At 57.0% G+C, this 13,057-nt stretch carries 13 protein-coding genes; 6 read left to right on the forward strand and 7 right to left on the reverse strand.

Going from position 1 to position 13,057, the window contains the following annotated elements:
• The first annotated feature begins 167 nt into the window (after nucleotides 1-167).
• Together CWR53_RS22415 and CWR53_RS22420 are read left to right on the forward strand one after the other, a co-directional pair.
• A complete protein-coding gene (locus CWR53_RS22415) occupies nucleotides 168-1,022 on the forward strand; it encodes a Tim44 domain-containing protein (protein ID WP_058602732.1) in 855 nt (284 codons plus the stop codon).
• Between the two features lie 276 nt (nucleotides 1,023-1,298).
• Complete coding sequence (locus CWR53_RS22420; RefSeq protein ID WP_023532298.1) at nucleotides 1,299-1,706, forward strand: SMI1/KNR4 family protein; 408 nt, start codon at nucleotides 1,299-1,301, stop codon at nucleotides 1,704-1,706.
• A 75-nt stretch (nucleotides 1,707-1,781) separates the two neighbouring features.
• Here the strand turns inward: CWR53_RS22420 and CWR53_RS22425 are convergent, their stop codons facing one another.
• Nucleotides 1,782-3,542, reverse strand: coding sequence for a cation:proton antiporter (locus CWR53_RS22425; protein WP_058602731.1), 1,761 nt, complete (start codon nucleotides 3,540-3,542; stop codon nucleotides 1,782-1,784).
• Between the two features lie 330 nt (nucleotides 3,543-3,872).
• Between CWR53_RS22425 and CWR53_RS22430 the strand changes: the two genes are divergently transcribed.
• The gene (locus tag CWR53_RS22430; RefSeq protein WP_023532667.1) at nucleotides 3,873-4,358 is read left to right on the forward strand and encodes an acyl-CoA thioesterase; all 486 of its coding nucleotides are present in this window, start codon (nucleotides 3,873-3,875) and stop codon (nucleotides 4,356-4,358) included.
• On the opposite strand, the gene pdxY is transcribed toward CWR53_RS22430, so the two are convergent.
• Nucleotides 4,355-5,227: a pyridoxal kinase PdxY gene (gene pdxY / locus CWR53_RS22435; RefSeq protein ID WP_100852520.1), complete on the reverse strand. Its 873-nt coding sequence runs from the start codon at nucleotides 5,225-5,227 to the stop codon at nucleotides 4,355-4,357. The two genes, CWR53_RS22430 and pdxY, sit on opposite strands and share 4 nt — an antisense overlap.
• A 119-nt stretch (nucleotides 5,228-5,346) precedes the next feature.
• On the opposite strand from pdxY, the gene CWR53_RS22440 reads away from it, so the two are divergent.
• Nucleotides 5,347-5,739 carry a DUF3301 domain-containing protein gene (locus CWR53_RS22440; protein WP_058602729.1) on the forward strand — a complete coding sequence of 131 codons (393 nt, stop codon included), beginning with the start codon at nucleotides 5,347-5,349 and terminating at the stop codon, nucleotides 5,737-5,739.
• Here CWR53_RS22440 and CWR53_RS22445 read toward each other — a convergent pair whose 3' ends face one another.
• Genes CWR53_RS22445 through zigA form a run of 3 tightly spaced genes read right to left on the reverse strand, consistent with a single transcriptional unit; the run spans nucleotide 5,740 to nucleotide 8,577 of the window.
• On the reverse strand, nucleotides 5,740-6,711 hold the full coding sequence (locus tag CWR53_RS22445) for a GTP-binding protein (protein WP_100852521.1): 972 nt from the start codon (nucleotides 6,709-6,711) through the stop codon (nucleotides 5,740-5,742).
• 40 nt (nucleotides 6,712-6,751) lie between these two features.
• The gene (locus tag CWR53_RS22450) at nucleotides 6,752-7,315 is read right to left on the reverse strand and encodes a DUF1826 domain-containing protein (protein ID WP_081322785.1); all 564 of its coding nucleotides are present in this window, start codon (nucleotides 7,313-7,315) and stop codon (nucleotides 6,752-6,754) included.
• A 53-nt stretch (nucleotides 7,316-7,368) separates the two neighbouring features.
• Nucleotides 7,369-8,577: a zinc metallochaperone GTPase ZigA gene (gene zigA / locus CWR53_RS22455; RefSeq protein WP_100852522.1), complete on the reverse strand. Its 1,209-nt coding sequence runs from the start codon at nucleotides 8,575-8,577 to the stop codon at nucleotides 7,369-7,371.
• A 222-nt stretch (nucleotides 8,578-8,799) separates the two neighbouring features.
• On the opposite strand from zigA, the gene folE2 reads away from it, so the two are divergent.
• Nucleotides 8,800-9,705, forward strand: coding sequence for a GTP cyclohydrolase FolE2 (gene folE2 / locus CWR53_RS22460; protein WP_100852523.1), 906 nt, complete (start codon nucleotides 8,800-8,802; stop codon nucleotides 9,703-9,705).
• On the opposite strand, the gene CWR53_RS22465 is transcribed toward folE2, so the two are convergent.
• Entirely contained in the window at nucleotides 9,689-10,216 is a 528-nt protein-coding gene (locus tag CWR53_RS22465) for a DUF3617 domain-containing protein (RefSeq protein WP_100852524.1), read from the reverse strand. The genes folE2 and CWR53_RS22465 overlap by 17 nt on opposite strands.
• 130 nt (nucleotides 10,217-10,346) lie before the next feature.
• Here CWR53_RS22465 and cls point away from each other — a divergent pair, with 130 nt between their 5' ends.
• Nucleotides 10,347-11,786 carry a cardiolipin synthase gene (gene cls / locus CWR53_RS22470; RefSeq protein WP_100852525.1) on the forward strand — a complete coding sequence of 480 codons (1,440 nt, stop codon included), beginning with the start codon at nucleotides 10,347-10,349 and terminating at the stop codon, nucleotides 11,784-11,786.
• Between the two features lie 70 nt (nucleotides 11,787-11,856).
• Here cls and cfaB read toward each other — a convergent pair whose 3' ends face one another.
• Nucleotides 11,857-13,041: a C17 cyclopropane fatty acid synthase CfaB gene (gene cfaB, locus CWR53_RS22475; protein ID WP_058602722.1), complete on the reverse strand. Its 1,185-nt coding sequence runs from the start codon at nucleotides 13,039-13,041 to the stop codon at nucleotides 11,857-11,859.
• Nucleotides 13,042-13,057 lie beyond the last annotated feature (16 nt).

Here is a 13,057-nt window from a genome sequence, read left to right on the forward strand (position 1 = left end):
GGACAGGCCGTCAGTCCAGGGGCGAACTCAAGTGTGAACGCCTGCGTCGTTGCCTGCTCAAATAAGTCATATCAAGCAAAAGCTCGAAACATTATGTCGCTGGTCATATGCCTTGGAACATGTGCACCATGACGCGCGTGCAATCCACAACAGGGGATATCCCATTTATGCAACGTTTTCTTAGCATCGCACTGGCGCTCTGCGTCGGCCTGACGCTGAGCCTGGACGCCAACGCCAAGCGATTTGGCGGCGGCAAGAGCGCTGGCTCCGCGCCCATTCACCAGACCCGTCAAGCTACGCCGAACACGCCTGCCGCCGCGCCGACCGCTCCTGGCCGCGCACCGGCCGCCGCCAGCGGTGCTTCGCGCTGGCTGGGCCCCCTGGCGGGCTTGGCCGCCGGTGGTCTGCTGGCATCCATGTTCATGGGTGACGGCTTCGAAGGTTTCCAGATCATGGACTTCCTGATCATCGCGCTCATCGCCTTCCTGGTGTTCCGCTTCATCGCCGCACGGCGACGTCAGCAGCAGCCGCACATGGCCATGCCTGGCAATGCCCCCATGCAGCGTGAAGTGCATGGTCAGGCCGCACAGCCAAACATCTTCGGCGGTTCGGCTGCACCGGCGGCAGCGCCATCGCCTGTCATCAACGCGCCAGCCTGGTTCAACGAACAAAGCTTCCTGGCAGCTGCCCGCAACCACTTCCAGTCGCTGCAGCAGCACTGGGACGCCAATGAAATGGACAAGATCGCCGAGTTCGTGACCCCGCAGATGCTCGAGTTCCTCAAGCGCGAGCGTGCCGAGCTGGGTGATGGCTTCCAGTCCACCTACATCGACAACCTTGATGTACAGCTGGACGGCGTCGATGAGCGTGACGACCGTACCGACGCTACCCTCACCTTCCGTGGCGTATCGAAGAACTCGCGCTTCGACCAAGGTGAACAGTTCAGCGAGAGCTGGCACATGGTACGCGCCAAGGGCGAGAACCAGCCTTGGCTGGTCGCGGGTATCCGTCAGAACGGGTAATCCAGCCCTGCTATTCAAAGCAGTTGTTACCTGGGGCCGCTTCGCGGCCCCAACAATTCAGGCTCGCCGCAAGTATTCGTCAAAACAGTTAACCCTGTCCTGCTGTCCAAAAAAAACCTCGGGTTTGCCCCGTAATGCTGCTCACTTGGCGCTGCCACGCGCCCGACGATTACAAGTGAACAGTATTCCGGGCCTCCCCGGGGTTTTTGCTTTTGCCATAGCGCACTACTAGGGTATAACCCGCAGCGTTGTCATCTAGGTCAGAGGAAGTGAATCGTGGAAGAAGTGATCGAACAACTCCGTGAAGCCAACGAGCCAGTACCGGTCCCCCTTGAGCTTCCAGACGAGGATCAGTTGGTTGAAATCGAAGAGCAGCTGTTCATCAACATTCCGTTCGTGTTCAAGGAGTTTCTGCTGAACGTCAGCGATGTGGTCTATGGCTCGCTGGAACCTGTCACGGTGACTGACCCGCAGTCGCACACCTACCTTCCGGACGTTGCAGCAAATGCCTGGGACGCCGGGGTGCCTCGGGAACTGATTCCGCTGTGCCAGGACGGCGACAACTACTATTGCGTCGAGGAAGATGGCACCGTGGTGCTGTGGGATGCCGATGAGGAACTCGTCGGTGAGGACAGCTGGGAATCGGTTTGGCATTGGGCACGGGACGTCTGGCTAGAAAGCTGATCAGGCTCACCCTCACCTCGCTCGAAGGATCTTGCGGGCCGTGAGCACGGCCTGCCTGCAGCGGTCGCCACAGGGTCAGTGGCCATTGTCCCGGTTGTTCTCCAGCGTTTCCAGCAACGCAATCTGCATGCGTGTATGCACCCGGATAAACCAACGCCACAGCAAGGCGACCACCACCGCTGCCACTATGGCAATGATCAGCAGCAGTTCATTGGTGGGAAGAATGCTCGCCGACAACGCCGACAGCAGCAAAAAGATCACCAGCAGCGAAATCAGCGGAATGACTTCTGCAATCACGCGCCGTACGCGCTGAGTATGGCGCCCGGCCATTTCCGGTTTGACGCCCATCTCAGCCAGCAGCATCGATAGGGCCTTGAGTTTGCGGTAAGCCGCGATCAGAAATGGTAGCGAGAGCAGTAGCGCAGCCCCCCAGATCACCGCCTTCTGCTGGCTCACATCGCTTACCCACTGGCTGAGCCAAGTGCCAAGCCGCCCTGCGAAGTAACCGCCGCTGAAGAATATGGCGATGACCAATGCCAGGTTCACACCTACCTGCAACAGTATGCGCCGTATCATCGCCGCTACCATGGCGCTCTGGCCCTGGGGTTGGATATTGCGCAGCCATTCCCCGTACAAGGACAGCACACGAGCCAGCCGCCCAGGCACTACGTTGCCCAATTTTATCGACAGCGGATCAGCGGCGCGAATCAGATAGGGCGTCAGTAGCGTGGTGATGGCCGAGACGGCGACTGCCACCGGGTAGAGAAAGTCGCTGGTCACCTGCAGGGTCATCCCCAGGGCCGCAATGATGAAGGAAAACTCGCCAATCTGAGACAGGCCCATACCCACCCGCAACGACGTGCGCCCGTCGTTGCCCGCGATGAAAGCGCCCATTCCACAGGACAGCATCTTGCCCAATACAACGGCCAAGGTGATGACCACGATCGGCCAGGCGTAGTCGACCAATACCTGCGGATCGATCATCAAACCGATCGCGACGAAGAATATAGCGCTGAACAAGTCCCTGACAGGTTCGATCAAACGCTCGATCTTCAGCAACTGTCGCGACTCGGCCATGATGGCACCAATCAGGAAGGCCCCCAGGACCATGCTGTATTCAAGTTTCACGACCAGCAGGCAGAAACCGAAGCACAGACCCAGCACTGTGATCAGCAGCATCTCGTTGCTTTCGAACTTGGCCACATAAGCCAGTACGCGCGGTACCAACAGAATGCCGATCACCAAGGCAACGATCATGAACAGTGACAGCTTGCCGACGGTTGAGAATACCTCCCCCGAACTGACGGTGCCGCTGACGGCGATACCCGAAAGCAATGCGATGATGCCGATGCCCAGTATGTCTTCGACAATCAACACGCCGAATATCAGCTGTGCAAACCGTTCGTTCTTCATCTTCAGGTCATTGAGAGCCTTGACGATGATCGTGGTCGAGGATATGGCGAGAATTGCGCCTAGGAACAGGGAATCCATGGTGTTCCAGCCGAACCAACGCCCAATCTCGAAGCCGATCCAGATCATCAGCACAATTTCCAGAAAGGCAGCTATGAAGGCTGTGGCGCCCACTTTGAACAGCTTGCGCAGGCTGAACTCAAGGCCCAGGCAAAACATCAGGAAGATCACGCCGAGCTCGGCGAGGGTTTTGATGGTGTCTTCGTCGTGAATGAGACCGAAGGGGGGCGTGTGAGGGCCTATGATGAAACCGGCGACGATATAACCGAGGACCACTGGCTGCTTGAGGCGATGAAAAACAATGGTGACCACGCCTGCAACCAGCATGATGACCGCCAGGTCCTGAATGAAGCTGATGGCATGCATGACGTGATTCTCCTTCTCTCGTCTTGGGCTGTTCTACCAGGCAGACCGCGCCTGCGCCGAGGCGGGCCCAAGCAAGCAGCGAGTACACACTGTATTCATTGAAAGACTGCCCATGTTGCATGGGCGTACTCAGATTAACATCGCGTCTTCCCATGAACCGTCGATGCAATATGATGAAACAGATCGGCTGCTATAAGGCCGTCACTGGCGTAAACAGCGTGACGCCTCAAAGCATGGGAGCGTCCCGTTAAACGCAGGCTGCCGCCTCATCAGAACAGAGCCCCTGCTAGCCTTTGGCGCGATTGCGCGCAATCTTACCGTGAGCATTTTATGGAACCTGGAAACGCCCAACTGAGCATGACCGTCTTGATGACACCCGACATGGCGAATTTCTCTGGCAACGTACATGGCGGCACGCTGCTCAAGTACCTCGACGAAGTCGCATATGCGTGTGCCAGCCGCTATGCAGGCTCCTATGTAGTCACGCTGTCAGTCGACCAGGTCATCTTTCGCGAGCCGGTGCATGTGGGCGAGTTGGTAACTTTCCTGGCGTCGGTTAACTACACCGGCAATACCTCCATGGAGGTCGGGATCAAAGTCGTTACCGAGAACATTCGTGAGCGCTCGGTGCGCCATTCCAACAGCTGCTTTTTCACCATGGTGGCCGTGGACGATAATCGACGGCCAGTCTCGGTCCCGCCGCGCCAACCGCAGAGTAGCGAAGAGAAACGCCGATTCCTGCAAGGCCAGCAGCGACGGCAGATTCGCCAGGAACTGGAAAAACGCTACCAGAACCTGAAAACCGACGGCGTCTAAGCGCTCAACAGCCTCGCTTCAAAACGCACGCGCGGGTGGGCGATGCGGTCCTGGGCACGTATCAGCTGCAGCTCGTAACTGGCGCAGGCCTGAGTTTCCAGCAGTACTTCGTGTACGGCGGAGGCTGCAAACTCGAATGCCTGCTCCCAGCTGTCGCCAAGCAGTACCCGCGCCATGAACAGACCGGAAGTCAGGTCACCCACGCCCACCGGTTGCTTCGGGAAGGCCAGCAGTGGGCGGCGCAGGTGCCAGCTGTGTTCGGCAGTTACCAACAGCATCTCGAACTGGTCCTCTGCGCGTCCTGGGTAAGCCAGATGCTTGACCAGCACAACCTTGGGCCCTTTGAGCAAAAGACTGCGCGCCATGGCTACGCAATCCTCCAATGATGCGGCGCGCCGGCCACAGAAGCTGTCTAGCTCCAGCTGGTTGGGGCACAGAATGTCAGCCTTGGTGATCGCCTGCTCCAGCAGAAACTGGCTGACCTGCGGCGATACGATGCACCCTTTCTCAGGGTGGCCCATGACCGGATCGCACAGGTATAAGGCCCGCGGGTTGACGGCCTTAATTCGCGCCACGCCTTCCAAAATCGCGCGCCCCTGTTCGGCACTGCCGAGGTAGCCCGAGAGCACGGCATCACACTCCCCCAGCTCACCGATGTTGGAAATGCCTTCCACCAACGCAGGAATTTGCGTTGGAGCAAGCACGTCTCCGCTCCACTGGCCATACTGGGTGTGATTGGAGAATTGCACCGTGTTGAGCGGCCACACATTGATGCCGACACGCTGCATGGGAAATACCGCAGCGCTGTTGCCGGCATGGCCGAACACCACATGGGACTGGATGGCGAGCAGGTGCGGGGTACGTTTCATGCGAGTCATTTCCAAAGCTGTTCAAGAATCATGCAACGCGCAGTATGAACGTGATTGCCACCTGTACGACAGGCCAGGGACGCAGTTAAGCTGGATCGATCTGTTTGGAGCCTACGCACATGTTGACCCTGGAGAACCTGTTTGTCCTGATGGTGATGGCGACGGCAGGCGCTTGGCTGTGGCACAACCACGGTCTGCGCGAGAAGGCCTTGGAAAGGGTCAAACAACATTGCGCCAAGCTTGACCTTCAGTTGCTGGATGACGCCGTCGCGCTCAAACGTATTGCCTTCGTGCGTGATGCCAACGGTCGCAAGCGTCTGGCACGCATTTACGGCTTCGAATTTACCGTGACGGGAGAGCAACGTCACCCTGGTACCGTGACCCAGTTCGGCGCGCACAGCGTGCAGATAGAGCTTGCACCCTACCCCTTCGAAATCAAGACGCCCCCGCGCGCGGACAATGTGATCGAAATGCAGCAGTGGCGCCAACAACACGACCGTTGGCACAACTGATCAAGGCATAAGGCACTCCTGCACGCGGGCTTGCAGCTCGTCTACAGGCTGAGGCCTTTCGAAAATCAACTCCAGGCGACTGTCGGCTGCCCATTCACTGGGCTGCCAAGGTGCCAACTCACCTTCCAGTGCATTGAAGGAGCGCCTTCCTTGTGCAGTGTTGATAACACCCTTGGCACGTCGCCACGTCAACGTCTTCAACAGCTCATCTACTGCCTGTGGATAAAAGCGCTGCGCGGGGTGCCAGCGCCAGCCTATGCTCCACCCATCCTCTCCTTGAAATACCTGGCATATCGGCTCACGCCGGTTCGTCCAAAGAGCAAGCGGTGCCCTTGGCGGATTGTCGACAATCTCGATATCGGTGGTAGGGCTGTCAACAATCTCGTTTTGATGAACAGGCAGGCATTTGAGAGGAAGCCGACCTTGGGTCGTCCATATCAGCCTTTTCCCTGAGAATTCTTTATTTATCAACAGCTTGAAATATTTATCCACAACCTCTGACTTATTGATAACTAGCGTTTCACAGGCTTCCAATGCCGCTGATTGTGCAGTTGGCAGTTGCTTGCCAATACGCAGAGACGCGGGTGTAGCAACGACTACTAACGGCTGAACTGTCAGCACATCGTGCCAAGGCGCCTGGGTCAATTGATCAAGCAATTGAAGGGGATGGCCCAGACCGGATGGTTCTATGAACAGCCTGTGCGGCTTGCACTGGCGCAGAAGCCTGCTCAGGCCTACCTGGAACGGCACCCCATTGACACAGCACAAACAGCCTCCTGCCACTTCGGCTATCGTGATGCCGTTCTGGCTTGTGGACAAAAGTGCCGCATCCAGTCCTACTGCCCCGAATTCGTTGACCAATACGGCCCAGCGTTCGTGATCAGGCTTCTGCTGAAGCAGGTGATGAATCAGTGTGGTCTTGCCGGCCCCCAGCGGGCCAGCAATGACATGGGTGGGAATATTGCGGAGCATGAGGGTTCTTCAAGCGAGCGGTTTGCTCAACTATGCGCTGTCAGGCTAGCCAGTCAAGCGTGAGCAACAGCCGGGGTGGCCCTGAAGGGGATCGATGTACGACGCCTGCGCCTTCATTGCCCTCCCAGCGCTCGCCCTTGAATAACGCCACGTCACCAGCATTCAGGCGCATCACCTTATCCACAGCGGCATAGCCTGTGGACAATGCAGTTCGCGCCACTTCCTGCTCCGGCACATACTCACTACCCGGTCCCGCATACGTTGTAATCAGTCTCAGCGGAACGTTATCCACATGGAAGCGTGGGCACATCGGATTGGTCAGTGCGCGTACGCGCAAACCCACGCGACGCGCGCCAAGCAAGCAGCTATAAGCCGACACGAGCCATGTGACATCCGCGACGAAAGCGTCATAGCCGTGGATATCCACAGCCTCCTGCAGCAGCGCGTCGATCACTGGGACCTGATGCTCATCTACCTCGAGCACCCGCTGATCCGCTAACGATCCACCAAGCCCCGCCACAACTTCTGCAAAGTCGTGAAGCTGAGGCGGAAGTTGTCGCTGCCAGACAGCGAGATTGACACCGTCCTGCAAGACCTGCGCCATTGCCTGAGGAGTCTGGCCAAACACCTGACGGATATCCACAGCCTCTGGCTTACTCACGCTGCCACCTGCTCGTCCCAGGGGCCGAATGGATCGGGAAAACGCAGCCAGCCCATGGGCTCGAGTGCCATTTCTTCATCCGTCAACAGGCACTGTTCAAGAGCTGTGGATAATTGAGCCACATCCAGATTTTGACCTATGAACACTAACTCCTGCCGGCAGTCGCCAGTATCTGGCAACCAATGTTCAAGAATGGCTGCAACGTTATCCACATCCTCCGGCCACTGTTCGCGGGGTACGAAACACCACCAGCGACCAGCCAGACCATGGCGCATCATGCCGCCTGCCTGAGACCAACTGCCCGCTTCTTTGTATTTGCTCGCCAACCAAAAGAACCCTTTAGAACGTAGTAACCGGCCATTACTCCAGGGCGTGTGGACAAAGTCATGGAACCGCTGCGGATGAAAAGGCCGCCGTGCGGTCCAGGTGGTCGCTTGGATACCATATTCTTCTGTTTCCGGTGTGTGTTCACCGCGAAGCTCCTTCAACCAGCCGGGCGCTTGCGCTGCCTGGTCGAAGTCGAACAAGCCGGTGTTCAGAATCCTGGCAAGGGGAACCTGACCCATCACCATTGGAATGATCTGGGCTCGGCGGTTCAGGCTACGGAGGATGGCTGTGAGCTCTTCCCGCTCGGCCTGACTGATCAGATCGATTTTGCTCAACAGCAATACATCAGCAAACTCTACCTGCTCAATCAGCAAGTCGCTGATCGAGCGTTCATCGTCTTCTCCCAATGTCTGGCCACTGCTTTCCAAGCTCTGCGCGGCTTGATAATCACGCATGAAATTCAAGGCATCCACTACGGTGACCATGGTGTCGAGACGCGCCAGATCCGACAGGCTGCGGCCTTGCTCATCACGGAAGGTAAAGGTTTCAGCCACAGGCAGAGGTTCTGAGATACCAGTCGATTCAATCAGCAGGTAATCGAAGCGCCCCGCCTCGGCCAGGCGTGCAACCTCTTCAAGCAGATCTTCACGCAGCGTGCAGCAGATGCAGCCATTACTCATTTCCACCAGCTTTTCTTCGGCCCGGTTAAGGGTGACATTGCGCTGGACTTCGCTAGCGTCAATGTTGATCTCACTCATGTCATTGACGATGACCGCGACACGAAGATCTTCGCGATTGCGCAGAACATGGTTGAGAAGCGTGCTTTTCCCTGCGCCCAAAAACCCGGAGAGCACAGTGACAGGAAGACGATTGGACATGGCAAAACCTCATCACACAGGCGCATTCGAAACGATGCATTGCATAATGTTATAAAGTAACAATACAATTTAGCCAAGTGGTTCCTGACGAGAGCTCTGTGTAATGACTAGAAAACGACCAGCCCATTTCACGGCGCATTGCTGACGACTCAGCCGCTGCCTCATTGCGCCCATCCGCAGTGGACCCAATGTTCCACATACACGCATAGCCTTGGAAATCCCATGTCCCATCCCCCGCTTCCCGACGTCGCTGCACAGCATCTGAATTCCACCACACCATTGGACTGGGTAGGGATGTGCGGTATAGCCATGCCGATGCAGATCGGGGGCCGTCTGGTAGCAGCTACGGCAGATGCGGGTGTTAACCTTGGGGATGGCAGCTCACGCGGCATACACATGTCGCGTCTGTACCTGGCGCTTGAAGATCTTGAACAGGAGCCGCTGCGTCCGCTGCTGCTGCGTCGCCTTTTAGCGAGTTTTCTCAACAGTCATGATGGGCAATCGTCTGCGGCATACGTGCGATTGAGCTATCAGCATTTGCTTAAACGACCTGCCTTGGTTAGTCCTCTTGCCGGGTGGAAAAGCTATGACGTCGAGATCGATGCACGGATCGAGCATGAAATGTTCCACGTGGAACTATCCGTTTCGATACCCTACTCGTCTACATGCCCTTGTTCAGCGGCGCTGGCTCGACAGCTTATTCAGCGACAGTTTCAAGCGCGATTTGGCACAGGAAACGTGGATAGTGATGAGGTCGTTGCGTGGCTGGGCACTTCGGAAGGCATCGTAGCGACGCCTCACAGCCAGAGGAGCATGGCGAAGATAAGTATCAGGCTCGAGGATAATCATCCTGATCTCCCCATAACCGAGGTGATAGACAAGGCCGAGCAAGCCTTGGGCACTGCGGTACAAACCGCCGTGAAGCGCGCCGATGAGCAAGCATTCGCCCTGGCAAATGGACAAAATTTGATGTTTTGCGAGGACGCAGCCAGGCGAGTTTATGCGGCGCTAAGGGCTATGGAATGGAGTAAAGCTTTCAAAGTGCGCGTGGAACATGCTGAAAGCCTGCATGCCCACGACGCCGTAGCAACTGCCCAGTGGCAGTGGAACATCACGTCCGGGGCTTGACCGTACCGCAGTCATTGCCCAGCCATACCGCACGTGTATTCATGCTGCCCTGCTGCTGAACACCCGACGCATTGAAAGTGCCACTTACTTGAGTAGTGAATTCCTTGTCACTCAGGAAGGTAGCCTGGCCATTGCCCTGGGCCTTGGGGCAGCTGAACTGAAACTTCCAGACGTTGCCGGTGCGATCGGTAATCCTTTGAGTACAGCCGGACTTTGGATCCTGCAGGGGAATGTCATTGGTTGCCACCTGCTGAGGGGTAAGACAGGAACGCACCCCTTTACCACCCACGGTGACACCTTGCTTGGCAAGCATGCCTTCCATCATCGCCCGTTGATCGGGCGGTAGGTTCTTCAACTGACTGAGCATGAAATCCATATCAGGTAGCGGCTTGCCGTCGACCTGCATATTGCTGGTAGTCAGCTCCCACAAGCCGGGTTGAAGCATTTGGGCCTGGGCCGTGACGCTACTTGCGCACAAGGCCAGCGCCAGCAACGGCATACGAATTTTCATGGAAAACACACTCCTGGAAATGCCGGTCACCCCGACGATGTTTGAGTTAGACGTTGAAACGAACCGCTTGTTGCAGGCGAACCACGTTCGTGTTCTGTTACCTAAGGTGTATTCGACGAGCAGGATGCATATGGATTACCACAGCCCCCTTTTTTTTGGCTATCTACTTGGCGTGATTCATCTCCTAGGTATTATCGCCGCGCTCCATGCGTTGTTCACAGTCCGTACTGCTCAAGGCGCCATCGCTTGGGCCATGCCGCTTTTCTTCATTCCTTACCTGACGCTTATCCCTTACCTGATATTCGGTGCGCGCTCCTTCAATGCCTACATAAAGGCCAGGCGCCAGGCCAATCAGGAAATGCATGTCGCCATGGCCAGCCTGAATTGGCGCCCTTGGGTCGAAGAAGCTCTCGCCGCTCGCGCATCGGACAGCTACGCTGCCTTGCGCGCAATGCCCAAACTCAGCCGAATGCCGTGCCTGGCCAATAATCAGGTCGAGCTGTTGATTGATGGCAAGCGCACCTTCGAGGCGGTGTTCGAAGCCATCGAGAAAGCGACGCGCGTTGTACTGGTGCAGTTTTTCATCATCCATGACGATGAACTTGGGCGAGCCTTGCAACAGATACTGCTGCGCAAGGCGGCCGAAGGCGTTCAGGTGTTTGTGCTCTATGACGGTGTCGGCAGCCATTCTCTGCCCCGTCACTACAGCCAGCGGCTTCGTGCAGGAGGTGTGCAGATACATGCATTCGCTACCCGTCGAGGCTTGTTCAATCGCCTCCAAGTCAACTTTCGCAATCATCGCAAGATCGTCGTGGTTGATGGCTTGGTCGGTTTTGTGGGTGGTCACAATGTCGGCGACGAGTACCTGGGCGCTAACCCCAAGCTTTCACCCTGGCGGGATACCCATGTGCAAATCAGTGGGCCAGTGCTAGCGTGCCTGCAGGAATCGTTCGCTGAAGATTGGTACTGGGTAACCCGGCAGTTGCCTCCCCTGATCCTGCAGGACCACTATCCGGATGACGGCGTGCTGTGCCAGGCATTGGCCAGTGGCCCTGCAGATTCCAAGGAAACCTGCTCGCTGTTCTTTCTGGAAGCCATCCACTCGGCTAAGCATCGGGTCTGGATAACGAGCCCGTATTTCGTCCCAGATGAAGCGGTGTTTGCCGCCCTGCGTTTGGCGGCCCTACGCGGTGTTGATGTGCGTGTCCTGATTCCGTCTCGCCCGGACCACAAGATCGTATATGCCGCCTCCAGCCTGTTTGCATTTGAAGCGGTACGGGCCGGTGTTCGCATGTTCCGCTATCAACCCGGGTTCCTGCACCAAAAGGTCGTGTTGGTGGATGACGACATCAGCGCTGTCGGCAGCGCCAATCTGGATAATCGATCGTTCCGTCTGAATTTCGAGATCACCTTGCTGACCATCGACAAGGCATTTGCCGATACGGTCGAACGCATGCTCCGCGAAGACTTTGCCCATGCGCGCGAGATAACGGTTGAGGAAACCGAGGCAACCCATCGGTTACAGCAGGTGGGCATGCGCATCGCAAGATTGATTTCACCAGTGTTATAGAACGCGGCAAGCTTCACCGACCTCGGTCCTGGAGCAAGGTCGGTGAGGCATGGCACATGTAAGGCGAGCGCTAGCGGTAGAGGTGCTCACGCGTCCAAGGCAGATCATGGTGGCCATCGGCGTAAGGCTTGACGGCCAAGATCTGATGAAGGTTGATCCAGCCTTTCTCGAACGCATAGGCGCAACCTGCCAAATAAAGACGCCAGATACGCAGTGTCTTTTCCGGCACTAAAGCAGCCGCATTGTGCAGCTGGTTTTCCAGGTTCTCGCTCCAGTGATGCAGAGTCTTGGCGTAGTGCATGCGCAGGCTTTCCACGTCGACCACTTCCAACCCAGCCTCACAGACAGCGGCGCTGATCATCGACAAGTGGGGCAACTCACCGTGCGGGAATACATAGCGGTCGATGAACTCTCCAGCGCCTCGACCCACCGGGCGGCCATCCACATGCTTGGCCGTGATGCCATGGTTCATGACGAGGCCGCCTTCGCGCACTGCGCCGAATAGCGTCTTGCAATACAGCGGTAGATTGGCATGACCGACATGCTCGAACATGCCCACGCTGACGACCTTATCGAAGCGCCCGTCTTGTGGCAGGTCGCGGTAATCAAGAATCTGCAGGTCTACACTGTCGCCCAGGCCTTCGGCCTCCACACGTTCCCGGCCGAGCTTGAGCTGTTCTTTGCTCAACGTGATGCCAAAGACTTTCGCCCCATATTCACGTGCAGCGAAGCGCGCCAGACCTCCCCATCCACACCCCACATCCAGTAAGTAGTCACCGGCAGCCAGGCGCAGCTTTCGACACAGATGATCGAACTTGTCTTGCTGGGCCTGTTGCAGCGTATTGTCCGGCTCACGGAAATAGGCGCAGGAATAAACCATGTCCTGGTCCAACCATAACCGGTAAAAGTCGTTGGACACATCGTAATGGTAGGAAATGGCTTCGGCATCGGTTCGTTTGTCATGCGCCAGGCGCTGCGGAGCATGATCGCGATCATCGGGCAGCAGTGCTTCGCTGAGTTCATCGCAGACTCGGATCGCTTCACCGATGTCGCCTTCGAGCTCAAGCTTGCCTTCCACAAAAGCGGTACCCAGCTCATCCATGCTTGGATGGGTGAGCTGGGAAATCAGCTGAGGCTCCTTGACCAGAATGGTCACTTGCGGGCTGGGGCCCAAGTCGAAATGGTTGCCGTCCCACAATTTCAAACGCAACGGCAGGTGTAGACTCTGCAAAGCCGGCGGAAGCTGAGCAAGCATGTAACCCTTCCTTCCC

This window comes from Pseudomonas sp. SGAir0191 (assembly GCF_002812565.2).
Taxonomy (GTDB): domain Bacteria; phylum Pseudomonadota; class Gammaproteobacteria; order Pseudomonadales; family Pseudomonadaceae; genus Aquipseudomonas; species Aquipseudomonas parafulva_B.